Raw genomic sequence first — 26805 nt, 5'->3', positions numbered from 1 at the left:
ATAAAAGTCAAAATTACAACTATTATTCCTTAAAACTCAAAATTGCTTTTCCGGCAATATAAAAGGCTTCACACCTTTGCGAAGCCTTTTATAAGATCTACAATTGAAATTTATTCCTTCACCAACCTGTTTATGGTTCTTATTTTATCAGAAGTGAATTCGAGCTGATAAATTCCTTTCGTTAAAAACCCAAGTTCCAAAGCAATTTCATTTTTACCAGCCGGCACTTTTAAAGCATTTTCATATACCGTTTTGCCTAAAATATCGGTGATCCGGATCGAACCTTCCTGAGGCTTTTCTACTTCAAGTTTCAATTTGAAAAGTTGAGAAGAAGGATTTGGATAAACAGTTGCTGCCGTTAAAGCCAGCAGATCGGCCCGCACGCCTAAGATTTTAGATAAATTCCTTGCTCCCCGAAAAACCTGGCCCCTGATCTCGCCGCTTGGGTTCGCCGCTGTATGTATGTTCACATAAATACTATCGCTACGGAACTGCACGGAATTGCGGGTGGTAAAAGGCGGCGTGCTTCCGGCATTCCAGTAACCGGCGGCGGCCGTTGGATTGCTAGTGTTATTGAAGGATGGCGTCAGGTGAAAAATTATCGGGCCGGCAACGCCGAATTTACCCAAATGAAAATGCGCCACCGTAGCCGGACCGCTTAACCCGCTCCAGGCCATCATGTAATGCGCATTGGTCTGATCGCGGTCTATTGAGACGACACCGCTGCCGCTGCCTGCAGTATTAACCGAAGGAACTTCCTGTTTACCATTCATTACAAAAGTATAACCTTCGCGTGCCAGCCGGTAAACCTGCCCTCTGATTTCGCCGGAAGGGTTAGCGGCTGTGTGTACATTTATATACATATCTCCGGTGAGGAACATATTTATAGTATTTGCCGGTAAACCTGCCAGCGGTATTTTTCCTAAAATGCGGTTTCCGGAAACCATAGTCGTTAAATTTATGGCAATTGGTCCGGCAATTCCCACTGCCCCAGTATGAAAATGCGCAGCAGTTATTGGTCCGCTCAACCCCGTCATCATGGCAGCAATTTCCAGGCTATCGCGGGTAGCGTTAATTCTTACCCCAGCCACGCCTTTAGCGTTCGTAGGAACGGGCGGTACTTCCTGCGCGCCATCCAGATGGGCATCCATTAAAATTCCTTTTGGCATAAAAAGTTGCCCCCTGATCTCCCCATTCGGATTTGCTGCCGTATGAATATTAATGTAAATATTTCCGGCAAGCAGGTCTGCTAAAAAAGGCGTCGGGTCTCCTTCCCCAATTATTTCGTTGCCAGAAACCATGGTAGTAAGCGTCAGCACTATTGGACCGGCAACGCCAATTGCACCCATATGCAAATGTGCTGCAGATACAGCTCCGCTCAGACCTTCAAAAATTACGTGAAATCTGATCTTACTTTGGTCCTGAGAAAGCATGAAAGTTCCTATTCCGTTTGCTGTAGTAACTACCGGCGGAACTTCCTGTAAACCATTTAAAAGCGCTATAAAACCATGATCTGTTTCAAGCAATATCTGTCCGCGTATTTCCCCTGAAGGGTTGGCAGCAGTATGCACATTTACATAATAAACTCCCTGCAAATGTTTGGTAATAACGGCCGGCGTTAAGGCTGCGCCGGTAATGTAGCCGCTTATTAGGTTGCCTTTAATAAATGGACTAAGGTCTATCACTATCGGGCCAGCTACGCCTGGCAATCCTTCATGAATATGCGCAACTGTAATTGGCCCGCTTAAACCTGCAGCCGATACATTTATAAAAAGCGTATCGCGCGTTCCGTTCAGCATAAAACTTCCTACCCCGGTAGCAGTAGTTGTAACGGCTGGTACTTCCTGGGCACCATCAAGCTTAGCCGAGAACAAAAGATTCGGACTAAGATGCGCTGCAGATACGGATACCGATAAAAAGCAGCAGATCAGTATTAAAATACCTGAGTAAATTTTTTTCATAGTTTAATCAATAAGAAAAATGGAAATAAAAAACGATTCAGCAATACACCTTTCAGGAACGGAGGTCAAATAAAAAACCAAATCGGAAGTGGTATGAGCAGTTTTCAGGCTTAAAAGCCTAGCGTTTTGAAGTTTGTAAAATTTTAAACTGGTCTTTACTTCTTTGGAACGCTATTATTTAATTCACAAATTCAGCGGCAATAAACTTTGAATGCTGCTTGAATTCCAAAATAAAACTACTTTGCGTACTATTTGTTGCTGTTATCTATTTATTTGAAAGGTTTTTAAACAGATTATTGAAAAGTAGCGTGTTGGTTTTGTATTTTTGCCGGCTATTTAATTCTAAACTTACATATGAAACCAAACGAAGAACACATGCGCGAAGCCATTCGGCTCTCGGTAGAGAAAATGGAAGCCGGTTTTGGCGGCCCGTTCGGGTGCGTAATTGTGAAAAACGGAAAAATAATTGCCCGCGGCTTCAATAACGTAACTTCTTCCAACGACCCAACTGCCCACGCCGAAGTAGATGCCATCCGGAAAGCCTGCAAAGAATTGGGAACTTTTCAGCTGGATGACTGTGAATTATATACCAGTTGCGAACCTTGCCCTATGTGCCTGGGCGCCATTTACTGGGCGCGCCCGAAAGTTGTCTATTATGGCAATACCAAAGCAGATGCCGCTAAAATTGGTTTCGACGATCAGTTTATTTACGACGAAATTGAAAAACCTTTGAGCGAACGCAGCATACCCATGATACCTTTTTTGCGCGAAGAAGCGTTAGAAGGATTTCAGAAATGGGAAGCGAAAAACGATAAAACCGAATATTGATATGAGCAACCGGTGCCTGGTATTTCTGCTGAGTTTTGTTTGCCTGGGTTGCCATAAAGCTACCACCGGAGGCTCCACTTCTTACCAGTATCATAAACCAGAACCGGCTCATAACGCAACGGTACAGGGAATAAAACCACCGGCAAACACGCGCATCTACCACGATCCTGATGCCGATTTTAAACAGCGCCGCGGGCAGATCCACAACCGAACATATTTAAATAAAAAGCTGGCGCCATTAAAGTTGAATATTGATTCGATACAAAATGTGGTAGACATCCTGAACCGGGAAACCCGCGACAAAGAATGGGAATATCAGATATCCACCATAAAAGGTACTTCCGGCCAGATATTGCGGTTCTATAAATCGCACAACAATCCCGATGGCTCATCTGGCCGCACTATTTACGGCGAAGAAAGAAGGCGCAGACCAGAAAGGTAATTGCATTTTTCAGGCTCAAAACGGTATCCTTTTTAACCCAAAAAGTCGGAAAGATCGATTCGGAAAAACACTTACATCTGCTTAAAAGCTTTAAACAGTTTTTGCTGAAAAACCATAGCATTTTTTAGCCTGAAAACAGGAAATCCAAAAATCCTGAAATCCGGTAAATTCGGCTGCAGACATAAAAAAAGCTGCAGTTTATAAGAACTGCAGCTTTTCTATTTTAACAGGAAACTTAAATTATCTTCAAATTTTCCAAACTTCAAATTAAAAATTACCGTCCGCCGGTCATAGCTTTCAGTTTACTCATCATGCCTGGTTTGCCGGAAAGCTTGTTCATGCTGCGCATCATTTTACGCATATCGTTGAACTGTTTCATCAGGTTGTTTACCTGCTGAATAGTAGTTCCGGAACCTTTGGCAATACGATTACGGCGGCTACCCGAGATCATATCCGGATTCGCACGTTCTTCCTTGGTCATCGATTTGATGATCGCCTCGATCGGTTTGAAAGCGTTTTCGTCAATCTCCACGTCTTTCATGGCTTTACCAACGCCAGGAATCATGCTCACCAGGTCTTTGATATCGCCCATTTTCTTGATCTGCTCCAGCTGCGAAAGGAAGTCATCGAAATTGAACTGGTTTTTGCGGATCTTCTGGTTAATGCGGCGGGCTTCATCTTCATCAAACGTCTGCTGCGCGCGCTCAACCAAGGAAATTACGTCGCCCATACCCAGAATACGCTGTGCCATCCGGTCAGGATAGAACAGATCCAGGGCTTCCATTTTTTCACCGGTCGAAATAAATTTGATCGGTTTCTCAACTACTGCCCGGATAGAAAGTGCCGCACCACCACGGGAGTCACCGTCTAATTTGGTAAGCACCACGCCATCGAAATTGATGCGTTCATTGAAGGTTTTCGCCGTATTCACCGCATCCTGACCGGTCATGGAGTCAACCACGAACAAGGTCTCAGTTGGGTTAATAGCACGTTTGATCTCGGCAATTTCGTTCATCATCGCTTCATCCACCGCAAGACGGCCGGCGGTATCGATGATCACTACTTTTTTATGGTTTTGTTTTGCGTAAGCAATGGCTTCCTGCGCAATTTTTACCGGGTTCTTTTCTTCGAGATTTGAATAAACATCTACACCAACCTGGCCAGCCAAAACTTTCAGCTGATCGATCGCCGCCGGACGATACACGTCGCAGGCTGCCACCATTACCTGGCGGTTTTGTTTTTTCAGGAAGTTGGCCAGTTTACCGGTGAAAGTAGTTTTACCCGAACCCTGCAGACCAGCTATCAGAATAATCGCCGGATCGCCTTTAATATTAATATCCTGCTTTTCGCCGCCCATCAGTTCGGTCAGCTCTTCGTGCACGATCTTCACCATCAGCTGCCCCGGGCTTACCGCGATCAGTACGTCGCGTCCCATGGCTTCGTCTTTGATCTTATCGGTAACGGTTTTGGCAACTTTATAGTTAACGTCGGCATCTACGAGCGCGCGGCGCACCTCTTTAATAGTTTGCGCAACGTTAATTTCCGTAATGCTGCCCTGCCCTTTCAGGGTTTTAAAGGCGCGGTCTAACTTGGTACTTAAATTATCGAACATCGTGTATAAATCAGTTTAAAGAACAAAAATAAGCATAAAACCGGAAATTTCCTGCAATTTTTAATTAAGCTGCGTATATTCGTTCCTGAATATATGCTACAGAAATTTCCACAGAAAGAAGACCTCGCGCCGGAACCTGAAAAGTCCGCCCAGCCCTTGCTTAAAGTGCTGTTCATCACCTATTACTGGCCTCCATCAGGCGGCGCCGGGGTACAACGCTGTCTGAAATTTGTAAAGCATCTTCCCGAATTCGGCATTGAACCAACCGTGATCACGGTAGACGAAAACGAAGGGTCTTACCCGCTTTTCGACCAGAGCCTGGTTTCTGAGATCCCGGCCGGCGTGCGCGTTTTTCGCACTTCCACTTCTGAGCCTTTCGAATATTATAAAAAGCTTACCGGTAAAAAAGAAATTCCTTACGGCGGCTTTGCCAACGAAAAGAAAACCGGCTTTGTGCAGAAATTGTTCAAGTTTCTGCGCGGCAATCTGTTTATTCCGGATGCGCGCGTGGGCTGGAATAAACACGCGCTGAAAAAGTGCGCTGAACTCCTGAAAACCGAAAAATTCGACGCCGTAATTACCACCAGTCCGCCGCATTCTACGCAGCTTATTGGTTTAGAGCTGCAAAAAAAATATAGCCTGCACTGGATTGCCGACTTGCGCGATCCCTGGACGGATATTTACTATTACAAAGACCTGGCCCACACGTTGCTGGCTAAAAAACTAGACGAAAAATACGAACGGGAGGTGATCGAAAAATCTGATGCGATGCTGGTTACCAGCGCCGACACCAAACGCCTTTTTCTGAACAAATCGCCTAAAGCCGACCCGCATAAAGTACACGTATTACCCAACGGTTACGATGAGGCTGATTTTCATTTCGATTCGGAACCACCGCAGGATATGTTTTGTCTGACGTACACCGGCACCATCACGGACACTTACAACATCAGCACTTTTTTACAAGCTTTTGCCGAAAATGCGCGCCGCCATTCTGATATAAATTTCCGGCTTCGGTTTGTGGGCAAAGTTTCGGCAGAAGTGCATAAACAGATCGAAGAAGCCAACTTACTTTTCTGCACCGAATTCATAGCGTTTGTACCGCACCGCGAATCCATTCAGTATTTAATGCGCGCAACAGCATTGCTGATGGCTATTCCGGACGTGGAAAATAATTTCTGCATTCTGCCAGGCAAACTTTTCGAATACCTGGCTTCCAACAAACAGATCATTTGCATCGGCCCTGTTGCTTCTGATGCCGACGCCATTATTGATGAATGCGGCGCCGGAAGAACATTTACCTACGATGCCTACGACCTCATGCTCGACCACCTCGACACCATGAGCCGCAACTGGAAAGTAAACCCAAATCTGGACCTGCCTTATATTAACTACAGCCGATATTCGCGCCGGGCTTTAACCGGCAAACTAGCTGAACTTATTCGGAAAAATTAGGAAAAATGGTAGGGTTTCGGGGAGAAAAAGTCAATAATATTTAAACCTCACAGGTTTCAGAAAACTGTGAGGTTTTCTTTTAAACTAATTCTTGCAATTTCCGCTCAAACGCTGCCACCGGAATCCCAAAATCCAGCTTTTCATCTGCCTCGCTGCCAATTAAATAGTGGTAATTAAAATCAAGCCCTTTGCTCAATAAAAAGTAATGCGGCTTCACAGCGGTTGCAGGATGCAATTCTAAAACGGTAGCGTTTTGGGCAAAAAAAGTGTTGGTAAAACCGGCACCGTGTGGTCCGGCAATTACGCGGCTTTCATTAAATAACTGTACCTGCTCACGATAACTCAGTAGTTCCGGGTAAACAACTTCAAAACCGAATTTCTCTAAAACCAGCAGTAATTCCTTTTCATTTTTTATGCGGCGTTTGGTAGCCCGGCTCCGGCTGATGTAAATTTTCCGGGTCGGGTTTTTCGGTTCGATCCGATAGCCTTTCAATATTTTATTCCGCAAAAAGCTGCTGATATCCTTGGGCAAATAACCACTTACGTTATTGGCTACAAAAGAAGGCATCAGGAAATTTTCACATTCCCATTTTTCATTTTTTCTTATGTATGCCACGTCAATGTGGGGAAATTTTTTAAGCACGAAATTCAGAGTGTCGTACTGAAATTGCGGCATATTGGCGTTGGCAATAAACGTAAGCGGTTCTTTCACGGTTTTCCCCAGCACATATAAACGCGGCAGGCAATCGAAGAACCAGTGATAATTACTGGTTTCGGCCCATGGAAAATGAAAAATGGCAGCATACAACCCATTCTTTCGCTTTTTCAGCATAAATGCAGGCATACGCCAGGCGGAAGAAAGAGAAAGCCGACGTTGATCCAGCACGGATTCCACCACTACCCTTTCGTGCAGCACTAAAGCTCCGGAATTGCCTAAAAGTGTAGCATTTTTTAAAGTGGTTATGGAAATTTCTTTCTGCCACATTCCCCGCGAATAGTCGGGTTCATGATTAAAAGAAGCTGCGCATTGCTCTAAAAAAATCTGCTCGCTTTCCGGGAAAATTATCATTTCAGGCTCACGAAAAACTTTTTTACCCGGATGATGGAAAACCGAAACGGTACGGTAATAATAATTTACCGCCGAAAGTATTTTCAAGACCGATTTTCGCAGTAAAGCCATAGCAACCTGTTCTGATAGATGAAATTGAAAATGTAAAATTAGGGAATTTATGCGGGCCTGTTATTCAATTTTCAGGTTTTTGAGTAACTTGCTCTCTTAATCCGGCACGGGCAGTTTCTGAGGTCAGAACCATAGCGTTTTGGCAATAGAAAATCCCGGATTCCGGCCACCAACCAATAGAAATGAGCTTAAATCTTAACCAGAAATCCATATTAGTAACGGGCGGCACCGGCTCGTTCGGTAAAAAGTTTGTCGAAACAATCCTTACTAAATTCCCGGAGGTAAAACGATTGGTAATTTATTCGCGCGACGAACTGAAACAGTACGAAATGGCGCAGCAATTCCCGCACAGCAAATATAAGGCTATCCGCTATTTTATTGGCGATGTACGCGATGCGGAACGCCTGAAACGCGCCTGCGAAGGCATCGATATTATTGTGCACGCTGCTGCTATGAAACAAGTACCGGCGGCGGAGTACAACCCGATGGAATGCATTAAAACCAATATTTTCGGAGCAGAAAACGTAATTAATGCGGCTATGGACAACGGTATAACCGATGTGGTAGCCCTTTCTACTGACAAAGCCGCGGCACCGATTAACCTTTATGGTGCTACCAAACTTTGCTCCGATAAATTATTTGTAGCTGCCAATAACATGATCGGTCATCGCAACCTGAAATTCTCGGTAGTGCGTTACGGCAACGTAATTGGTTCGCGCGGATCTGTGGTTCCTTTTTTCATAGACAAGCGCAAAGATGGCGTTTTGCCGATCACGCATCCGGATATGACCCGCTTCAATATTTCGCTGGAAGAAGGCGTTGACCTGGTTTTACATGCTTTGGAACATGCCTGGGGCGGTGAAATATTTGTACCGAAAATTCCTTCTTACAAAATCACGGACGTTGCTACTGCTATCGGCCCGAACTGCGATCAGGAAATTGTAGGTATTCGTCCGGGTGAAAAACTGCACGAAGAAATGATCACCGAAACCGATTCTTTGAGCACCATTGAACTGGATAAATATTACGTGATCGTGCCAACTACCCCGCGCTGGTCGCCGAAAGAATACATGGAAGATTTTAAAGGCAGAATGGTGGAACCCGGCTTCAAATACAACTCCGGCACCAACGACGACTGGCTTACCCCGGAACAGATCCGCGAAGAAATTCGCCTGCACGTAGATCCGAACTTTACTATCTAGTGATTAGTGAATAGTGATTAGTTAATTTGTCTTAGAAAAACTGCTAAACCCCAAGAAATAATTAATCAATCCAAAAATCACTAATCATTATCTTCCTAACTAATCACTAATCATTCTTCACTAATCACTATCAAAATGAAACCCATTCCCTACGGCCGGCAGCACATCACCCAGGAAGACATTGATGCAGTAGTGGAAACTTTGCAATCGGATTTCCTTACGCAAGGCCCTAAGGTTCTGGAATTTGAGCAGAAATTTGCAGCATATGTAGGGGCGAAATATGCGGTGGCAGTAGCGAACGGAACGGCTGCTTTGCATTTGTGCGCGCTTGCTTTAGGTGTTGATGAAAATTCCCGCGTAATTACCACACCTATTACGTTTGCTGCTTCTGCAAATTGCGTGCGTTATTGCGACGGAACTGTAGATTTTGCTGACATAGATCCGGAAACCGGTTTGCTGGATATTGCAAAAGTGCGTCAGAAACTGGAAAGCCAGCCCAAAAGGTATTACAGCGGACTGATTCCTGTAGATTTTGCCGGCATGCCAGTTAATTTAGAGGAATTCCGGAAACTGGCTGATGAATTTGATTTGTGGATCATCGAAGATGCTTGTCACGCGCCGGGCGGTTATTTCATAGATTCTAACGGTGAAAAACAAATGTGCGGCAACGGAAATTATGCCGATCTCGCCATCTTTTCCTTCCATCCGGTAAAGCACATTGCTACCGGCGAAGGCGGCATGATTACCACCAACAACCCCGAACTGTACGAAAAACTGCTGACACTTCGCACGCACGGTATAACCCGCGACCCGGCCAAAATGCACGAAAACCATGGTGGCTGGTACATGGAAATGCAGGAACTCGGCTATAATTACCGGATGCCCGATATGCTTACGGCGCTGGGAATTTCGCAGTTAAAACGAGCCGATGCAGGTTTACAGCGCCGCCAGGAAATTGCCAAACGCTATGATGCTGCCTTCAAAAACGCTTCAAATCTTAAGATCCTGAATCCGGCAGCTTATAAAGAGGCAATTTCAGATAACGTTTTTCACGCCTACCACCTTTATGTAATTCAGGTTGAAAAACGGAAAGAGCTTTACGATTTTCTGCGCACCAAAAACATCTTCGCCCAGGTGCATTACATACCGGTGCATTTAATGCCGTATTACCAGGATCTGGGTTTCAAAAAAGACGATTTTCCACTGGCCGAAGCTTATTACGAAATGTGCTTAAGCCTGCCAATGTACCCAAGCCTGACAAACGAAGAACAGGATTATGTAATTGCGAGCGTGCAGGAGTTTTTGCAACATGCCTGAGATAAATTACCTGAAAAAGATCGCCCTCGGTACCGCGCAATTCGGCCTGAATTATGGCATTAGCAACCAGACCGGACAAAGCAGTTTCGATACCGTTTGCGAAGTGCTGAATAAAGCCCAAACGCTCGGAATTGAAACGCTCGATACCGCCGCTGCTTACGGAAATTCGGAAACCGTTTTAGGTGAAGCATTAACCAAAACCGGAACTAGTTTCAACATCATAACCAAGCTTTCCGGTAAAGAAGGTTCGGTTGAAAAAACGGTAGGAAATTCGCTCAAAAAACTCCAAAGCAAGTCGGTTTATGGCTGTTTATTTCACGATTACAATTCCTGGAAACAGGAACCGCAACTTTTAAATGAGCTGCAAAAACTGAAAGCTGAAGGCAAAATTCAGAAGCTCGGGTTTTCGCTTTATTATCCGCAACAGGCCGAAGAATTACTTGAAAAAAATATTGCTTTCGATCTGGTGCAGGTGCCTTACAGTTTGTTCGATCAGCGGTTCGAAACGGTATTCAAAAAGCTCAAAAAAGTCGGGGTAGAAATACATTCTCGCTCAGTTTTTTTTCAGGGACTTTTCTTTTTAGAACCAGGAAAAACCAGTCCGTATTTTCAGGAAATTCTTCCGCAAATTGCCGCTGTAAAAGCCTTTGCCGAGAAGCAAAATATCTCATTAAATTTACTTTTACTCGGTTTTGCAGTTCTTAATTCGGCTATCGACAAAATTGTAATCGGCGTAGAAAATGCCATGCAATTGGAACAGAATGCTGCGTTTATAAACTACCTGCCGCAAATCGAAAAACTGTATCCGGAATTGCAAAAGTTTGCGCTGGAAAAAGAAGAGTTTCTGTTACCTTTCAACTGGAAATTATAGAAACGCGAAGTTTTTAGTCCCCTTTGGAGGGGTTGGGGGAGGATTTTCACAGTATCAGATTTTTTAATTGATCATGAAACGATTTCCTCCCCCTACCCCCTCCACAGGGGGACTAAGATCAAGCTTACTGAAAACAATTTCCGATTTTCACGTCCGCAAAAATCTTTCTACTTTTATCCTTCATCTTTCCTCTTATAAAAATGGCTGAATCAATTTTTTCCTTAACCGATAAAGTGGTAGCCATCACCGGCGGTTACGGCTACCTGGGCAAAGCCATTTGCGAAGGCCTGGTAGAATTTGGCGCCAGAGTTTACGTGCTCGGACGTTCGCAGGAAAAGTTTGAAGCCGCTTTCGATAAACCCGGAAATCTGCGTTTTCAGCCCTGCGACGTGGCCGATTCTGAAAGTATCCGTGCAGCGTTCGGCGAGATAATAAACCTGGAAGGCCACCTTGATGTGCTCATCAACAACGCTTTTTACAGCAAAGGACAGCACCCCGAAAAAATTACCGACGAAGAATGGGCTTTCGGAATTGACGGAAGTTTGAATTCGGTTTACCGCTGCATCCGCGAAATTATTCCGCATTTTAAAGCGCAAAATCATGGCAAGATCATCAACGTTTCTTCCATGTATGGTTTAGTTTCGCCCGATTTTAAGATCTACGAAGAAGCTCCGCAATCGCTGAATCCGCCGCATTACGGGGCCGCCAAAGCTGCTGTGGTACAACTTACCAAATATTACGCCTGCTATTTAGGGCCGCACAACATTCAGGTAAATGCCGTAACTCCAGGCCCGTTCCCGAGCAAAACCGTGCAGCAAAACGAAGCATTTGTTAACCAATTGAAAGCCAAGAATCCGTTGGGCAGAATTGGCAAACCCGAAGATCTGAAAGGTGCTTTTGTATTACTAAGTTCAAGTGCTTCCGATTATATTACCGGACATAATTTAGTGGTAGACGGCGGCTGGACAGCCTGGTAAATCAAGCTGCGCATTACCGATTTATTCAAAAAGAAAGACTTACATGAGTGTATATAATATTTTAGAAGTAGCCAATACGCACGGCGGCAGCAAAGAATATCTGCTTGCGCTGATCGAACAATTCAAAGAATTTGCCACCGATCACGGCATGAAATTCCAGCCTTTAAAAGCCGACGAAATTGCTACCAAAAGTTTCTCTGCCTACCCGATCTACGAAAAGTTGCATTTCACCGAAAATGAATGGCGCGAGATCCTGGCAAAAGCTGCAGAAACAAAAGAAATCTGGATCGACGTTTTCGACCTGTACGGCATTCGCATCATTGAGCAAAACCTTGAACTGGTTACTGGTATTAAACTCCAGGCATCTGTGTTGCAAAACCAGATCGTGCTGGAAGCTTTGGCAAAACTGAACCTGACCAATAAGCTTCTGATCATCAATATTTCAGCTTATTCTCTCGAAGAAATTCAGGCATTTATTCAAACATTTACCTCGCGCTTAAACCCGAAAGAATTGCTGCTGGAGGTTGGGTTTCAGGCCTACCCTACCGAGCTGCAGGATTCCGGGATCAGCAAGCTTCAAACCTTAAAAGAGTATTTCAGCAACCGCATCGTTTTTGCCGATCATATTGCCGGCACGCACGAAGATGCGCGCTGGCTGCCGGTTATGGCTACCATGCTTGGCGCAGATTTCATCGAAAAGCACATTATGCACGATAGCTTACCGACCGAATACGACCATTTTTCGAGCATGACGGTAGACAATTACCGGTTGTATCTGGAAGCACAAAAACGCTATGCAAATCTCACGAAAAAGTCATTCATCAACCAGCGCGAAATCGAATACCTGGAAAAAACGATCCAGATCCCGCTGACCAGCAAGCAATTAGCAGCTGGAAGTTTGGTAAGCGAAAACCAGGATCTGGTTTTTAAACGCAGCGGCGAAACGGGAATGAATGCGAACCAGATCAAAAAGCTGCAGCAAAATCTGCATGTATTGGCCGTAGCAAAAGCACCCGAAACAACTTTCCAGCCCGAAGATTTTAAGAAAGCTACCATCGGAACCGTTATTGCCTGCCGCCTGAAATCAACCCGCTTAACTTCCAAAGCGTTGCTGAAAATCGGCGAGCTGACTTCGGTGGAATATTGCATTAAAAACTGCCTGAAACTGGAACAGGTAAACCACACCATTCTGGCTACCTCTACGGTAGAGCAGGATGCGCCGCTGGAAAATTATACCTATCGTTCGGACGTTAAATTTTTCCGCGGCCATCCTGACGATGTGATCCAGCGGTACCTGGGCGTTGCCGAAAAATACAACCTCGACGTGATCATCCGGGTAACGGCCGATATGCCTTTCGTTTCAAATGAAATTCTGCAGATCCTGTTAAAGTCGCATTTCGAAACAGGGGCAGATTATACTGTTGGAAAAGATGCGGCGGTGGGCACAAACCTCGAAATTATTAACGTGGCCGCGCTTAAATATGTAAAACAATTCTTCCCGAACGCCGATTATTCAGAATACATGACCTGGTATTTCCAGAATAACGCGGAGCATTTCAAACTGAATTTCGTGGAATTGCCATCGGAACTCGTGCGCGATTACCGCTTAACCCTGGATTTTCAGGAAGACCTCGAAATGTTCAATCTGGTAGAAAAGCATTTTCAGGAAACCAAACAACCATTTGCCTTAAAAACACTATTTAATTTCCTCGATCAAAACCCGGAAGTAGCTAAACTAAACCATAACATTCAGCAGAAATACAAATCGGACCCAGAACTGATCGCAACCCTGAACAAAGTAACGAAAATCACAGAACTTGCATCGTAATAAGATCATTTTTCGTGCCGATGGCAATAGCCGGATCGGTTTGGGTCACGTGGTGCGTTCGCTGGCTTTGGCAGAATTGTTACGCGAAGATTTTTCCTGTTCATTTGCTATTCAGGAACCTTCTGAAGCTTTACAAACCCAGATCAGAACGGTGTGCCAGGAAATTCTATGCCTGCCCGAAAATCAAAATGAAGAACTTTCTACTGAAGCACAAAACCTGGTAGAAACGTTATCCGGTCAGGAAATAATAGTGCTGGACGGGTACCAGTTTCCTGCCGAATATCAACAGATTCTAAAGCAAAAAAACAATATTCTGGTTTGTCTCGACGATTTGCACGACCGTCCTTTTGTTGCCGATGCTATTATTAATATTGCCGGCGGCGTGAAACCTGAAGATTACGAGGCAGCGGCATACACCAAATTTTGCCTGGGCCCGGAATACGCATTGCTCAGAAAACCATTCCGCGAAGCCCAAAAAACGGTAGCTAAAACGCCGGAAAAAGTCACTAGAATACTGATCTGTTTTGGTGGCGCCGATCCGGAAAACTATACGCTAAACTTCGCACAGAAACTCCATAAATTAATCCCGGAACTACAGCTCGAAATTGTAACCGGCAGTGCTTATCTGCATGCAGAAACCTTGCAGCATTTTATGAGCGGAAAACGCTATGCAAAATGGCACCAAAACCTGAACGCCGAAGAAATGTGCGCTTTGATGCAATATTGCAAAGCAGCAGTTTGCTCGGCTAGTTCGGTTGCCTATGAGTATTGCGCGGTAAACGGTATGCTTTACATCGAGAAAACTGCCGAAAACCAATCAGACCTTTACAGTTATTTAATTTCAGCACAATTAGCTTTACCAGCCGAAAAACTTCCTGTTTTTTTAAGCGAAAAAACGGTAGCCTTTCAACCGCAAAAACTCATAGAACAACAACGCGCCATTTTCAACGGACAAGCGGAAGAAAACCTGCGTAAATTATTCCGGCAACTTGCTTTACAGGCACAGCTTTCTTTCCGGAAAGTTGCGGAAGCAGATGCTAGGTTGCTTTTCGATTGGGCTAACGATCCGGTTGTCCGTCAGTTTTCTTTTAATGCAGCACCCATTCCATTCGAAACCCACATTAATTGGCTGAACAATAAACTGAATAGTCCGAATTCCCTGCTGCTCCTGGCAGAAATTCAGGATGAAGCTGTTGCTTTGCTCCGCTTCGATGTAGAAAACCGATCTGCTTTGATCAGTTACCAGATCGGGGCAACTTTCCGGGGAAAAGGCTTGGGGCATCGCGTGCTACAACTTGGTTTACAGGAACTTAAAAAGTATTTTCCGGAAGTTACGCAAGCCATTGGCTATGTGCAGCCGGTTAATATTCCATCGGTAAAGGCTTTTGAAAAAGCGGAATTCGAAAACCTGGGAATTGAAGAAAAACACCAGGCTTATAAATTTACAAAAGTGGTTTAAAACGGCTTAAGAGCTGCCTGTTTAATCTTTCCCAAAATATTTCCTAACTTTGAATAAGCCAGCTTCAAAAATCTGGTTTACTGCTTTATGAATTCCTTCCAAATCGGAAACCATATCATCGGTCACGGCCAGAAACCCTTCATCATTGCCGAAATGTCGGGCAACCACAACCAGAGCCTGGATCGCGCTTTGGAAATTGTGGAAGCTGCCGCAAAAGCTGGGGCCCACGCCATAAAACTGCAAACCTATACCGCCGATACTATGACGCTGAAAGGTGCGCATACCATTCAGGATGAAAATTCGCTCTGGAAAGGCCGGGAACTTTACGATCTGTACCAGGAAGCTTACACACCTTGGGACTGGCACGAACCGATCTTCAAACGCGCCGCAGAACTGGGTTTAATTGCCTTCAGTTCGCCCTTCGATGAAACGGCGGTCGATTTTCTGGAAACGCTAAACGCTCCGCTTTACAAAATTGCCTCCTTCGAAAACACCGACTGGCCGTTATTGAAAAAAGTAGCGCAAACCGGTAAACCTGTGATCATGAGTACCGGCGTTGCCAATCTTTCGGAAATTGACGAAGCAGTTAGGATTTTGCGCGAAAACGGTTGCCAGGATCTGGTATTGTTAAAATGCACAAGCACTTATCCGGCAACGCCCGAAAACACAAATCTGCTCACCATCCCGCATCTCCAGCAAATGTTCAACTGTGCCGTGGGCCTTTCAGATCATACCATGGGCATCGGGGCCAGTGTAGCGGCGGTAGCTTTAGGCGCCTGTGTTATCGAAAAACATTTTACGTTAAGTCGCGCGGATGGAGGCGTAGATTCCGCTTTCAGCATGGAACCACAGGAAATGGCGGCTTTGGTAACGGAATCGGAACGGGCATTTTTAGCGTTGGGCCATATTCAATACGGCATACAGCAGGCCGAAACCAAAAGCCGCTTATTCAAACGCTCCATTTATGTGGCTCAGGATGTAGCCTCCGGCGAAGCATTTACCAAAGAAAACCTGAAAGTGATCCGTCCGGGCGATGGCCTGGCGCCGCGCTATTGGGAACAAGTGTTGGGCAAAACTGCCAAGCAAAACCTGAAAGCCGGCACGCCGCTTACCTGGGAAAATCTGTAAGGGATGTTTGAGAAAACTATTCAGCGTTATGCCAATATATTGCATTTGCGGTTCCAGCCGACGTTTGCAGCTATGCCGGCAGCCACGCTGAATAAAATTTCACCCGGCAGTTTTCCGAAGCGGCTGCTTAAAATTAACCTGTACACGCTCGGCCGGTTAATACCGAATATTTTCAGCCTTTCACAAAAAAATGAAGACCTGCACAGCAAAACCTGGTTGTACGTTGTAAGTCAGAACAATTACGATGCCCTGCATTTCCTGAAAGATCAACTAACCGGCACAGCTTTCGTAGCGGGTCAGAACAAACAGATCGGGCGTTACAACAAACAGGTTAACCGGCTTTCGCTGCGCTGGAAATTCCTGCACACGGCCCGTTATTTTCTCCCGGTTTTCTTCGGACTATATAAAAAGCACGGCAACAAGGCCATTCGTTTTTTCGACCTGATTTTCATTTCCATTGGCTACTACGAAGCGTATCTGAAACACCTTAAAAAGTACCAGCCAAAAGCCATCGTTTTTGCCAACGATCACAACGACGATTCGCGGGCTATGCTTCTGGCAGCTAATAAGTTGAACATTCCCACTGTTTACATTCAGCACGCCACGGTAAGCACCGCTTTTCCGCCGCTGGAATTCCGTTTAAGTTTGCTCGAAGGCCAGGATGCGCTGGATAAATACCGGCAATGCGGCCCGGTTCAGGGCAAAGTAAAACTGATCGGAATGCCGAAAGCCGATAAATTTATGCAGTTCCGGAATTTTAAAACTATGGTAAAAAAAGTTGGCATAGCCGGTAACCTAATGGACAATTACGAAGCTTTAAAAGCTACCATTCTGCAACTGGTTAAGCAATTTCCGGAGCTTCAATTCACTTTCCGTCCGCACCCCGGCGATGCCCGCGATTTTAGTTTTGTGCAACAGACCGGCCAAAACGCTATGTTTTCCAGCCCAAAAAGTGAAGGTGCTTTCGAATTTCTTAAAAACCAGGACCTAATTGTTGCCGCCGAATCTTCCATTCACCTCGAAGCAGCTTTGCTGAATATTCCGGGCATTTATTTCCGCTTTGGCGCCAGCAATTTTTATGATTATTATGGCTTCGTGAAAACCGGTTTAATTACCGAAGCTGCTACTTTGGAAGCACTTTTTGCGCTGGTGCAGCAATACCAGCAAACCAAGCCAAACGTTTACCAAAAAGCAGCTTATTACAATGCCACCATCGGTACCGAAAATGAAGGCAAAAGCGATGCATTAGCTGTACAATACTTACAGGAATTCCTGCAGAAAATGCTATCCTTTCCGGCTTAAAAACTGCCCACATGCTCAACGCTGAAATCATTTTCAAATACGTCTGGTCACACTTCTGTTCCCTTTATCCGAAGGCAAAAAACCTGCGCGTGGCTTACGGTGAAAATGAAAATGCGGCGGTAAAAATCTCGGCTTGCGGCCTTTCTTTTTTCAGTAAAAATCTACCATTTCCCAAAGATATTTGCTGGCAAAACTGGCATGAACAACGTATTCCATTTCTCTTTCAGACCAAACGAACCGAAGTAATTTCCGAAGCGGAGAACACGGTAATCATTAACGCCGATATAATTGCTGCTGCATTTTATTTTCTGAGCGGGTGGCAGGAAATTCATTCCTTAGAACGCGATCGTTTCGGCCGTTTCCCTTATAAAGCGAGTTTGCAGTTCCAGCACCAATTCGTTACGATTCCGGTAGTAAATTATTACTTCGATATTCTGAAAACGGCACTGGAAAAAGGCTATGGAATTTCACTCCAAAACCCGCAAAGCCAGTTCACGACTTTTCTTTCGCACGATGTGGACAGGTTGGAAAGCGCCTGGAAAATTGAAGGGGTAAAGCAACTAAAAAAAGGCAATCTGCTGCAAATCCCGAAGCTTGGCTGGCAAAAATTGATGCGACAAGATCATTGGAACAATCTGAAAACGGTAGCGAAAACAGTAAAAAAAATCGGTGGTGTTTCTACGTTTTTCTGGCTTGCTCAAAAAGGGAAATACCAAAACCAACCCAACGCCGACTACGATCTTACGGCTCCCAAATACCAGCAACAGATAAAATTCCTGGAAGCCGAAGGTTTTGAAAATGCGGTACACGGTAGTTTCGGAAGTTCAGAAAATACCCTGCAACTTAAAAATGAAGCGGCCAAAATTGGCAGTAATGTTTCCGGAAACCGCTTTCATTATTTGTGTTTCGATCCGGTGAAAACGCCGCAGGTTTTGGTTGAAGCCGGTATAAATTACGACAGCACACTGGGCTTTGCCGAACATTTTGGTTTCCGTAATGCGTATTGCTTTCCGTTCCAGCTTTTCGACTTTTCGAGCCTGAAACCCTACCCTTTTCTGGAAATTCCGCTTAACCTGATGGATGCTACCTTGTGGCACCCCAATTACCTGCAGATTACGCCGGAAAAAGTAGCCGAAATCATAAAACCTATGCTGCTGGAAATAAAGAAATTCGGCGGCGTATTTGGTTTGCTTTGGCACAACGAAAACTTTTCTGAACTCAACACGCAAAACGGTTTAACCGCATTCGGGAATATTTTGAATGAATTACAAAAACAAGGGTCGCATTTCAAAACCGGCTCGCAGTTATACCAGCAATTTTCCGAAAAACTGCAATAAAGCATTTTAGTGCTACAGGAATTATCGCAGTACATTACTAATCTCTTCGACAAGTTCCACAAAACCGATCCGGAAATTTGGTGTACTTTTGTGCCTCAAAAAATAAAGAATATACGTGGGTGTAATTAAAAAACAAGGCATTCAGAATACCATTGTTTCGTACCTTGGCATGGTGCTGGGTTTTGTGAACGTGATCTACCTGATGCCCAACTTTCTTTCCCCCGATCAGGTTGGTCTTACCAAGTTACTCATTTCGGTGTCGGCCATGTTTGCGCAATTTTCCGCGCTGGGCTTCGCCAACATGACCTTTAAATTCTTTCCTTATTACCGGAATAAAGAGCAGGAGCACCAGGGTTTCTTCTTCATGCTGCTGCTCATTCCCATGGCCGGTTTTCTGCTCCTCACGCTGCTGGTTATTATTTTTAAGCCTTGGGTGTTGCAATACTACAAAGCCGAAGATGCCGCGCTACTGCTCAAATATTACAACCATATTATTTTGCTGGCTTTTTTCACACTGCTTTACATTCTGCAGGATGCCTACCTGAAATCGCTTTACAAAACCGTGGTTTCTTCGTTTGTGCAGGATCTTTTGCTACGGGTTTTAACCTCGGTGCTGGTGGCACTTTACGCCTTCAATTGGGTCAATTTCGAAACGTTTGTGTACCTGTACATCGGTATAAACTGCGCTATCGCTCTGGTACTTTCTGCTTACATTATTTTCCTGAAACAATTCTTTATCCGCCCGAATTTTCAGGCTTTTAAGGTGCGGCCGTTTAAAGAAGTGCTGGGTTACGGCATGTTCTCTTTTATCGGCAACATTTCTTCAGTGATCATCAACAACATCGATTCGCTCATGATCCTGAATTACCTCACGCTCGATGCGGTAGGTATTTTCATGACGGCGAATTTCGTTACCAGCACCATTCGCATTCCGGCGCAATCTATTCTGAAGATCGTGGTGCCGCAGGTTTCCGATTATTGGCGCGATCATAATTTGCCGGCTTTAAAATCGCTTTACCAGCGGGTTACTTCTATAAACCTGGTTTTAGGCAGCTTGCTTTTCATAGGAATCTGGGCGAATATTGATAATATTTTTGCCATCATGCCGAAGGTTTATAACGAAGGTAAATACGTTTTCTTTTTCCTCGGTCTGGCCCGCCTTTTCGATATTGCCACCGGCCTGAACGGCGTGATTCTGCTTACTTCCGACAAATTCCGCTACGATCTGTTTTTCAATGCTTTACTGGCTATTATTACCATTGGCACCAATTATATTTTCATTCCGCTTTATGGTATAAACGGGGCGGCTTTTGCTTCTATGCTGGCCATCGTTTCCATTAACCTGGCGCGGCTGCTTTTTGTGTGGTATCATTTTAACATGCAGCCTTTTGTATGGCGCTCTTTAACCATTGTAGCCATTGCAGCGTTGGTATTTGGCGTTTCCGAATTGATTCCGGTACTCCCGAATAATTTCCTTGACATTGCGGTTCGCTCTGCTTTCATTTCCATGCTTTACGGCATATTAATTCTGGTATCGAATGCCTCTCCGGATGCAGCCAATTTCTGGAAAAACCTGCTGAAACGCATCCGTTAATAATAGTAGTTTTCGAGCCGAAAACGCTACCATTTTCGGCCTGAAAACTCTAGTTTTAATAGGTTCGGAAGCTGCATAATTGTACTCTTTTTATTTCCATTCTGAAACAAAGCCTTTCAACTTTCGTTACAAACCCCAATTCTGAAATATCAGGATTTTACAATTTAACTTAACGAAAGAACTATGAAACGTAATTTTCAGGGCCAGGCTTTTGCACTGCTCGTAACCGCCGGACTGATCTTCGGAAGTACTGCTTGTTCTAAATCTGAACGCGTAGAAACCGAAACAACTGTAGAAAATACCGGTACCGAAATTAAAAATGAAAGCGAAGAAGCTTACAATAATTTCAAAAACTGGATAGACGAAAAAGAACGCGATACGGCTTACGTGTACGACAGCGACCGCGACTGGACTGAAGAAATTTCTGACCGCGAAGAAGCCTACAACGAACGCGTAGCCGCCCTCGATAAAAATGCCAAATATTATGACGATGCCCGCCGCGCGGAGATCGAGGAAATGAAAACCCGTTACAATACCAGCTGGCAAACCCGCCGCGCTACGTACGCTTCTTACGGAAAAGCCGATTCTCTCCGTCCGGTGTACTTAACCACTCCGGAAAAAGCCGAGGATCTGAATGCCTTAACGCCGGCAAATATCCGGGCAGCTTACGAGAATTTTGTAGCCAAAGTACAGGAGAATAAAGAAACTTACACCAATGCCGACTGGCAGGTTGTAGACGCCATGTGGAGCGATCTGGACGACCGAAAAAACGCCATTCAGGAACAGCTTTCGGCTAAAGATAAATACGAGATCGGCAAGGCCAAAACCAAGTACCAGGCCATGAAAGCAGCCAGCAAAACCGGAAACACCGCTGAGAAAGTTGGTTCTAACGTAAAAGAAGGCGTAAAAACCGGAGCCGAAAAAACCGGCGATGCAGCCAAAGAAGGTGGTTCTAAAGTAGGCAACGCTGCCAGCAAAACCGGTTCCGCTATTAAAGACACTTACAAAAAGGCCGAAGATAAAGTAGACGGCACCAAAGATCGTAAATAAAAACGGTATGTTTTTAAAGCAAAAAACTCCGGCTCAGAAATGGGCCGGAGTTTTTTTTATGATTTCAAATACAGAAAATTAACTTTTCCCAAGCGCCTGACTCGTAAACAAATACAATTTATACAGATCGAAATATTTTAAATTCGGATTAGGTGAACGCAGGTTTTGCAGCATCATGCCGCGCATCGGCCGGAAAGCCAGTAAAAAGGCTTTTGCCATGCCCGTTTTTCGCAGCAATTCATAGCTTTTTATCAGTTTGCTATCCGAAATATTTGGTTGGGTTTGGTAAAGCTGGTACAGGTTTTTTATGGCTTGCCGCGTTTTTCTGAGAAAATCTACGGCCGGCTCCAGCCCCATGTGAATTACCGGGTTATTGATGTGTTTTACAGAAACGGCAGCCTTTTCAAGTTCCCAGCCAAATTTCGTATCCTCGTGGCCGTAACCTAAAAGATCGGTATTAAGCTGGTGCTTTAGATAAACTTCTTTCCTGATCAGCATATTATTCAGCGTCAGGCTCCGGTACGGATTTTTGTTACGAAGCGCGGCTTTCTTTTCTTCCCTCAATTTTCCGTAGTGCCAGCGCAGCATATACATATCCGAAGGCGCTTCCGGTTCGTAAACCGTGCCGCCAATAATCACATCGGCTTCTTCCGGACATTCCCAGTAACGTTTCACAAAATCTTCATCGGGCAAAGCGCTGTCGTTATCCAGGAAAAGCAGGTAACGGTAATTAGCATCCTGCGCCAGGCAATTCCGGATCGCGGCGCGGCCTACATTTTTGCGCATTTCCACGTAACGGATCTCGGGTTCTTCGTTCAGAAAACGGTGCTTATACCGGAATTTTTCTTCCGAAGCATCATCATAAAGCAGAATTTCGAAACGACTGGTAAGGTTGCGGCATTGCTCCAGCAGGCTTTGCACCAGTCTGGTTACATCCTGGTTATAGATCGGTATAAGAACGGATAACTCAGAAACCATTCCCGATCGTAAAATTTTCCTTCGCAGAATCGTGGATACGGCCGTTTTCGCATTTCAGAATGCGCTGCGGATTTTCGTTGATCAGTTCGTAATTATGCGTTGCCATTAAAACGGCGGTGCCCGAACTGTTTATTTCCTGGAATAATTTCAGAATGCCGCGCGTAACTTCCGGGTCGAGGTTACCGGTTGGTTCATCGGCAAACAGAATTATGGGCTCATTTAGCAAAGCGCGGGCAATTACAATGCGCTGCTGCTCGCCGCCCGAAAGCTGGTGTGGCATTTTATTGGCCGCAGCATCCAAGCCAACGCGCATCAAAACATCCGAAATGCGCTGCTTAATCTTCTTTTTATCTTTCCAACCGGTAGCTTTTAATACAAAAGAAAGATTCTCGGAAACGCTTCTATCGAAAAGCAACTGGAAATCCTGAAAAACGATGCCTACTTTTCTTCTTAAATAAGGCACTTTGTTGCGGGCAAGTTTCTGAAGATTATAACCCGCCACGCTCATTTGTCCGGCCGCCAACGGAAGATCGGCATAGAGCGTTTTCAGCAACGAGCTTTTACCGCTGCCGGTACGACCTACCAGGTAAACAAACTCACCCTTTTCAATTTCAAACGATACTTTTTCCAGCACTGTCTGTACGTCCTGCATTACCATTACGTCGCGCAGACTTACTACCGGGATCGCTGAAAATTCGTTGCTCATCAAAAAATATTAAAAACTTTGGAAATGTGAAGATATAAAATTTGTATTTCAGGTAAGGAATTCGGTTCAACTTTATTGCAAAAATACAAAAACAAAAAGTAAAAGTGCACCAGCTCCATGCTAACAACAAAATGCATTCTTTAAACGGAACGAAAAATGAATTTAAAGCCCGAAAAATGCTATGCTTTCAGCTTTAAAAAGTGCTGCTAATTTTTGCCGGAACTAACAAGGCTCTCCTACCGATCCAGCTTCAAAAAAAATGCGAAAACCGGAAAACCGATCTTCGCATTTAATAGGTAAGCATTATAATAAATTACAATTCCAGCTTCTGTAATTTACCAAAACTCAAACTCTCGATCAAAGCGGCTAAAGCTTCTTCCTTTCCATCCAGCCCGTAGCGGTCCAGGTTTTTAAGTGGCCTGTCGGCCCGGAAATACGCGATCAGCACAAAATGGTCGTCGCGCAACTGAATATAATCCGGAATTTTAGCCTTTCCTTTTACTTTGATGATATACATAACTTCAATTATGAATTAAAAATTAGAAATTCTCAGAAACGCCGGAAAATTTCAGGAAAGTAAAAAATCATTTCTAATTTTTAATTTCTAATTAAGGCTGCACCTTAAGCGTTTACTTTTTTGTGGTCGGCCAGGAATTTGGCTAAACCAGAATCCGTTAGCGGGTGGTTCAGCAATGAGGTAATTACGTTCAGCGGGCAGGTTACTACGTCAGCGCCGATTTCTGCGCACTGAATTAAGTGCATTACGTGGCGAACTGATGCGGCTAAAACCTGGGTCTGGTAACCGTAGTTGGCATAGATCGCTACAATCTGCTCGATCAGTTGCATACCGTCGGTAGCAATATCGTCTAAACGGCCCACAAACGGAGAAACGTAAGTAGCACCAGCTTTAGCAGCTAATAACGCCTGACCAGCCGAGAATACTAACGTGCAGTTCGTTTTGATACCTTTCTGGCTGAAATAACGGATCGCTTTTACGCCATCTTTCGTCATAGGTACTTTTACCACGATGTTCGGGTGAAGTTGCGCCAGGTTTTCGCCTTCATTGATCATGCCTTCGTAATCAGTAGCAATTACTTCCGCACTGATGTCGCCGTCCACAATTTCGCAGATCGCTTTGTAGTGAGCCATTACAGCATCGTAACCAGCAATGCCTTCTTTAGCCATCAGGCTTGGGTTGGTGGTTACGCCATCGAGTACGCCCAGATCATGAGCTTCGCGGATCTCGTTCAGGTTTGCGGTATCAACAAAAAATTTCATAAGATTGAAAATGAATGGTTTTTCCGGCCGCAAAGCTACGGTTTAATTTCAGGAAAACGGCAGAAAAAGGAAAGAATTTGCGCGAGGAAAACGCTATGGAAGGGGCAAAAAAAAGTGGCAAACCGAGAATCGCACCGCTACAACCGCCTACCCTTGCTACCTTCCGGTCCTGGGGGAGTTCAGCAGGAGCTGGTCGTTCCGATTTGCCGTTGCAAAGATACGCTAACTTTTAATTGAAATGCAAGAAAAACGGTAGGATTTTGTAAGAAAAAAGCACGATTTCATGCAAGGCGTTAAGAATGAATGGGTTTAGAAATTATTATTACAATACAAGCAAAACGTGTAGGATCTTATAAATTTTAAACCAAACCGTAGAGACGTTGCAATGCAACGTCTCTACACATTAATAATAATAAAACATTAGACTACTTTTGGCAAAAACCGCACACATCTATTACCTTTGCGCATGCCAGAAAAAATTCTAATCCTCGATTTCGGCTCGCAATACACCCAGCTCATTGCCCGCCGCGTCCGCGAACTCAACGTTTACTGCGAGATCCATCCGTACAACAAAATGCCGCCTATCACGGCCAATGTAAAAGGCGTCATTCTTTCCGGCAGCCCCTGCTCGGTGCGCGATGCCGATCACCCGAACCCGTATTTAGGCAATGTAATTGGTAAAATGCCGGTTTTAGGCGTTTGCTACGGGGCGCAGCTTTTGGCTCACGAAAACGGCGGCGAAGTACTGCCTTCCACCATCCGTGAATACGGTCGTGCCAAACTTTCCGAAGTGCACGGCTCCGATAAACTGATGAAGGAAATTACCATCGGTTCTACGGTCTGGATGAGCCACGGCGATACGATCAAGGAAATTCCCGATAATTTTGAAGTGCTGGCCTCTACCGAAAACGTGCGCGTAGCGGCTTATAAAGTACAAAACGAAGATACCTACGGCATCCAGTTCCACCCGGAAGTAACCCATTCTACAGAAGGCAAAACCCTTTTAAGAAACTTCGTAGTTCATATCTGCGGTTGCTCACAAGACTGGACTCCGGACCAGTTCGTGCAAACCACCGTAGATGACCTGAAAAAACAGATCGGCGACGATAAAGTAATTTTAGGATTGAGCGGCGGCGTAGATTCCAGCGTGGCAGCCATGCTTATTCACCAGGCAATAGGTCAAAATCTGTACTGCATTTTTGTAGACAACGGCTTACTGCGGAAAGACGAATTTGAAAGCGTGCTGGAAAGCTACAAACACATGGGCCTGAACGTGAAAGGTGTAGATGCCAAACAACGTTTTTACGACGCTCTGAACGGCCTTACTGATCCGGAAGCCAAACGCAAAGCTATCGGCAAAGTGTTCGTTGATGTGTTCGATGCGGAATCGCATTTGGTAGAAAACGCCAAGTGGCTTGCGCAAGGCACTATTTACCCGGACGTGATCGAATCGGTTTCGGTAAAAGGTCCTTCGGCGACTATTAAATCGCACCACAACGTGGGCGGCCTGCCGGATTTCATGAAACTAAAAGTAGTGGAGCCGCTCAAAACCTTGTTTAAAGACGAAGTTCGTTTAGTAGGTAAAACGCTGCATTTAGACGAAAATATCCTGAACCGTCACCCATTCCCGGGTCCGGGTTTAGCCATTCGTATTCTGGGTGATATTACGCCGGAAAAAGTAGCGATCTTGCAGGAAGTGGATCACATCTTTATTTCAAACCTGAAAAAATCAGGCTTGTATAATGAAGTATGGCAGGCGGGCGCCATGTTGCTGCCGGTACAAAGCGTAGGCGTTATGGGCGACGAAAGAACGTATGAACGCGTAGTTGCTTTGCGCGCAGTTACTTCTGTAGATGGTATGACCGCCGACTGGGCGCATTTGCCTTACGAATTCCTGGCCGATGTTTCGAACGAGATCATTAATAAAGTGAAAGGTGTGAACCGCGTGGTTTACGACATCAGCTCCAAACCACCGGCTACTATTGAGTGGGAATAATTTAAACCACCATTTAGATTTTTTTGTCCCCCTTTGGTGGTAGGGCCGTTTCATTCTAAAATAATGGGGCTCTTTCGGATATATTGATCCGGAAGCGAACTGTGGCGGGTCTATTGACCCGAGTTTGCCGCTCAAATCCCCAATCACGCGGATTAATAAATCCGCTACAGGTGGTTTTCGGATAAAAAATATCCGAAAAAGCATTTTTACTCTTAGAATGAAATGACCCTTCCTTTGGAGGGGGTTGAGAGAGGATTTTTAAATTATTTGATCAAATAAAAATCCGATAATTCTCCTGTCCTCC

At 44.8% G+C, this 26805-nt stretch carries 22 protein-coding genes and 1 other RNA gene; 15 read left to right on the top strand and 8 right to left on the bottom strand.

The annotated features are described in order from the left end of the window. Positions 1-110: 110 nt before the first annotated feature. A complete protein-coding gene (locus tag ACFPIB_RS14100; RefSeq protein ID WP_378018105.1) occupies positions 111-1961 on the bottom strand; it encodes a CHRD domain-containing protein in 1851 nt (616 codons plus the stop codon). A gap of 354 nt (positions 1962-2315) precedes the next feature. Here ACFPIB_RS14100 and ACFPIB_RS14095 point away from each other — a divergent pair, with 354 nt between their 5' ends. Both ACFPIB_RS14095 and ACFPIB_RS14090 read left to right on the top strand, forming a co-directional pair. Then, positions 2316-2789: a nucleoside deaminase gene (locus ACFPIB_RS14095; protein WP_378018104.1), complete on the top strand. Its 474-nt coding sequence runs from the start codon at positions 2316-2318 to the stop codon at positions 2787-2789. A gap of 1 nt (position 2790) precedes the next feature. Next, positions 2791-3231 (top strand): hypothetical protein, encoded by a 441-nt coding sequence (locus tag ACFPIB_RS14090; protein ID WP_378018103.1) that lies wholly within the window; start codon positions 2791-2793, stop codon positions 3229-3231. 274 nt (positions 3232-3505) lie between these two features. Here ACFPIB_RS14090 and ffh read toward each other — a convergent pair whose 3' ends face one another. Further along, the gene (ffh, locus tag ACFPIB_RS14085) at positions 3506-4843 is read right to left on the bottom strand and encodes a signal recognition particle protein (RefSeq protein WP_378018102.1); all 1338 of its coding nucleotides are present in this window, start codon (positions 4841-4843) and stop codon (positions 3506-3508) included. Between the two features lie 93 nt (positions 4844-4936). On the opposite strand from ffh, the gene ACFPIB_RS14080 reads away from it, so the two are divergent. After that, the gene (locus tag ACFPIB_RS14080; RefSeq protein WP_378018101.1) at positions 4937-6298 is read left to right on the top strand and encodes a glycosyltransferase family 4 protein; all 1362 of its coding nucleotides are present in this window, start codon (positions 4937-4939) and stop codon (positions 6296-6298) included. A gap of 79 nt (positions 6299-6377) precedes the next feature. Here the strand turns inward: ACFPIB_RS14080 and ACFPIB_RS14075 are convergent, their stop codons facing one another. Next, a complete protein-coding gene (locus tag ACFPIB_RS14075; RefSeq protein ID WP_378018100.1) occupies positions 6378-7478 on the bottom strand; it encodes a glycosyltransferase family 61 protein in 1101 nt (366 codons plus the stop codon). A 182-nt stretch (positions 7479-7660) separates the two neighbouring features. Here ACFPIB_RS14075 and pseB point away from each other — a divergent pair, with 182 nt between their 5' ends. From pseB to ACFPIB_RS14020, 11 genes are all read left to right on the top strand, one after another. Beyond that, on the top strand, positions 7661-8680 hold the full coding sequence (gene pseB / locus ACFPIB_RS14070; protein WP_378018099.1) for a UDP-N-acetylglucosamine 4,6-dehydratase (inverting): 1020 nt from the start codon (positions 7661-7663) through the stop codon (positions 8678-8680). A gap of 135 nt (positions 8681-8815) precedes the next feature. After that, positions 8816-9997: a UDP-4-amino-4,6-dideoxy-N-acetyl-beta-L-altrosamine transaminase gene (gene pseC / locus ACFPIB_RS14065; protein WP_378018098.1), complete on the top strand. Its 1182-nt coding sequence runs from the start codon at positions 8816-8818 to the stop codon at positions 9995-9997. Then, complete coding sequence (locus ACFPIB_RS14060; protein WP_378018097.1) at positions 9990-10868, top strand: aldo/keto reductase; 879 nt, start codon at positions 9990-9992, stop codon at positions 10866-10868. The genes pseC and ACFPIB_RS14060 overlap by 8 nt, the downstream gene beginning before the upstream one ends. Positions 10869-11068: 200 nt before the next feature. After that, positions 11069-11845: an SDR family NAD(P)-dependent oxidoreductase gene (locus ACFPIB_RS14055; RefSeq protein ID WP_378018096.1), complete on the top strand. Its 777-nt coding sequence runs from the start codon at positions 11069-11071 to the stop codon at positions 11843-11845. A 43-nt stretch (positions 11846-11888) separates the two neighbouring features. Beyond that, complete coding sequence (locus ACFPIB_RS14050; RefSeq protein ID WP_378018095.1) at positions 11889-13673, top strand: cytidylyltransferase domain-containing protein; 1785 nt, start codon at positions 11889-11891, stop codon at positions 13671-13673. Further along, a complete protein-coding gene (pseG, locus tag ACFPIB_RS14045; RefSeq protein WP_378018094.1) occupies positions 13663-15132 on the top strand; it encodes a UDP-2,4-diacetamido-2,4,6-trideoxy-beta-L-altropyranose hydrolase in 1470 nt (489 codons plus the stop codon). The genes ACFPIB_RS14050 and pseG overlap by 11 nt, the downstream gene beginning before the upstream one ends. Before the next feature lie 87 nt (positions 15133-15219). After that, positions 15220-16260 (top strand): pseudaminic acid synthase, encoded by a 1041-nt coding sequence (pseI, locus tag ACFPIB_RS14040; RefSeq protein WP_378018093.1) that lies wholly within the window; start codon positions 15220-15222, stop codon positions 16258-16260. A 3-nt stretch (positions 16261-16263) separates the two neighbouring features. After that, on the top strand, positions 16264-17562 hold the full coding sequence (locus ACFPIB_RS14035) for a hypothetical protein (protein WP_378018092.1): 1299 nt from the start codon (positions 16264-16266) through the stop codon (positions 17560-17562). Positions 17563-17573: 11 nt separating this feature from the next. Further along, positions 17574-18899 (top strand): DUF7033 domain-containing protein, encoded by a 1326-nt coding sequence (locus ACFPIB_RS14030; RefSeq protein ID WP_378018091.1) that lies wholly within the window; start codon positions 17574-17576, stop codon positions 18897-18899. A gap of 115 nt (positions 18900-19014) precedes the next feature. Then, entirely contained in the window at positions 19015-20493 is a 1479-nt protein-coding gene (locus tag ACFPIB_RS14025; protein WP_378018090.1) for a lipopolysaccharide biosynthesis protein, read from the top strand. A 183-nt stretch (positions 20494-20676) separates the two neighbouring features. Further along, the gene (locus ACFPIB_RS14020; RefSeq protein WP_378018089.1) at positions 20677-21543 is read left to right on the top strand and encodes a DUF6565 domain-containing protein; all 867 of its coding nucleotides are present in this window, start codon (positions 20677-20679) and stop codon (positions 21541-21543) included. Between the two features lie 78 nt (positions 21544-21621). Here ACFPIB_RS14020 and ACFPIB_RS14015 read toward each other — a convergent pair whose 3' ends face one another. The 5 genes from ACFPIB_RS14015 to ffs form a co-directional block, all read right to left on the bottom strand. Then, positions 21622-22521: a glycosyltransferase family 2 protein gene (locus tag ACFPIB_RS14015; protein ID WP_378018088.1), complete on the bottom strand. Its 900-nt coding sequence runs from the start codon at positions 22519-22521 to the stop codon at positions 21622-21624. Then, positions 22511-23227, bottom strand: coding sequence for a cell division ATP-binding protein FtsE (locus ACFPIB_RS14010; protein ID WP_378018087.1), 717 nt, complete (start codon positions 23225-23227; stop codon positions 22511-22513). Before ACFPIB_RS14010 ends, ACFPIB_RS14015 begins: the two co-directional genes overlap by 11 nt. A 313-nt stretch (positions 23228-23540) precedes the next feature. After that, on the bottom strand, positions 23541-23744 hold the full coding sequence (locus ACFPIB_RS14005) for a fructose-6-phosphate aldolase (RefSeq protein WP_378018086.1): 204 nt from the start codon (positions 23742-23744) through the stop codon (positions 23541-23543). Between the two features lie 104 nt (positions 23745-23848). Beyond that, positions 23849-24505 (bottom strand): fructose-6-phosphate aldolase, encoded by a 657-nt coding sequence (gene fsa, locus ACFPIB_RS14000; protein ID WP_378018085.1) that lies wholly within the window; start codon positions 24503-24505, stop codon positions 23849-23851. Positions 24506-24618: 113 nt separating this feature from the next. Beyond that, positions 24619-24713: signal recognition particle sRNA small type (gene ffs, locus ACFPIB_RS13995), an RNA gene on the bottom strand. 258 nt (positions 24714-24971) lie between these two features. Between ffs and guaA the strand changes: the two genes are divergently transcribed. Continuing rightward, the gene (gene guaA, locus ACFPIB_RS13990; RefSeq protein ID WP_378018084.1) at positions 24972-26501 is read left to right on the top strand and encodes a glutamine-hydrolyzing GMP synthase; all 1530 of its coding nucleotides are present in this window, start codon (positions 24972-24974) and stop codon (positions 26499-26501) included. Positions 26502-26805 lie beyond the last annotated feature (304 nt).

The sequence above is a fragment of the Adhaeribacter terreus genome (assembly GCF_042657365.1).
Lineage (GTDB): Bacteria > Bacteroidota > Bacteroidia > Cytophagales > Hymenobacteraceae > Adhaeribacter_A > Adhaeribacter_A terreus.
The sequence above is the reverse complement of the archived record's forward strand: the minus strand, read 5'-3'. Positions and strand labels throughout refer to the sequence as shown.

Coding starts and splice junctions, on each gene's coding strand:
- ACFPIB_RS14050 (WP_378018095.1), top strand. CDS start 11,889: ATGAGTGTATATAATATTTTAGAAGTAGCCAATACGCACGGCGGCAGC.
- ACFPIB_RS14055 (WP_378018096.1), top strand. CDS start 11,069: ATGGCTGAATCAATTTTTTCCTTAACCGATAAAGTGGTAGCCATCACC.
- guaA (WP_378018084.1), top strand. CDS start 24,972: ATGCCAGAAAAAATTCTAATCCTCGATTTCGGCTCGCAATACACCCAG.
- ACFPIB_RS14080 (WP_378018101.1), top strand. CDS start 4,937: ATGCTACAGAAATTTCCACAGAAAGAAGACCTCGCGCCGGAACCTGAA.
- ACFPIB_RS14015 (WP_378018088.1), bottom strand. CDS start 22,521: ATGGTTTCTGAGTTATCCGTTCTTATACCGATCTATAACCAGGATGTA.
- ACFPIB_RS14095 (WP_378018104.1), top strand. CDS start 2,316: ATGAAACCAAACGAAGAACACATGCGCGAAGCCATTCGGCTCTCGGTA.
- ACFPIB_RS14060 (WP_378018097.1), top strand. CDS start 9,990: ATGCCTGAGATAAATTACCTGAAAAAGATCGCCCTCGGTACCGCGCAA.
- fsa (WP_378018085.1), bottom strand. CDS start 24,505: ATGAAATTTTTTGTTGATACCGCAAACCTGAACGAGATCCGCGAAGCT.
- pseB (WP_378018099.1), top strand. CDS start 7,661: ATGAGCTTAAATCTTAACCAGAAATCCATATTAGTAACGGGCGGCACC.
- ACFPIB_RS14020 (WP_378018089.1), top strand. CDS start 20,677: ATGAAACGTAATTTTCAGGGCCAGGCTTTTGCACTGCTCGTAACCGCC.
- ACFPIB_RS14090 (WP_378018103.1), top strand. CDS start 2,791: ATGAGCAACCGGTGCCTGGTATTTCTGCTGAGTTTTGTTTGCCTGGGT.
- ACFPIB_RS14075 (WP_378018100.1), bottom strand. CDS start 7,478: ATGGCTTTACTGCGAAAATCGGTCTTGAAAATACTTTCGGCGGTAAAT.
- ACFPIB_RS14010 (WP_378018087.1), bottom strand. CDS start 23,227: ATGAGCAACGAATTTTCAGCGATCCCGGTAGTAAGTCTGCGCGACGTA.
- ACFPIB_RS14035 (WP_378018092.1), top strand. CDS start 16,264: ATGTTTGAGAAAACTATTCAGCGTTATGCCAATATATTGCATTTGCGG.
- ACFPIB_RS14005 (WP_378018086.1), bottom strand. CDS start 23,744: ATGTATATCATCAAAGTAAAAGGAAAGGCTAAAATTCCGGATTATATT.
- ACFPIB_RS14100 (WP_378018105.1), bottom strand. CDS start 1,961: ATGAAAAAAATTTACTCAGGTATTTTAATACTGATCTGCTGCTTTTTA.
- ffh (WP_378018102.1), bottom strand. CDS start 4,843: ATGTTCGATAATTTAAGTACCAAGTTAGACCGCGCCTTTAAAACCCTG.
- pseC (WP_378018098.1), top strand. CDS start 8,816: ATGAAACCCATTCCCTACGGCCGGCAGCACATCACCCAGGAAGACATT.
- ACFPIB_RS14030 (WP_378018091.1), top strand. CDS start 17,574: ATGCTCAACGCTGAAATCATTTTCAAATACGTCTGGTCACACTTCTGT.
- pseI (WP_378018093.1), top strand. CDS start 15,220: ATGAATTCCTTCCAAATCGGAAACCATATCATCGGTCACGGCCAGAAA.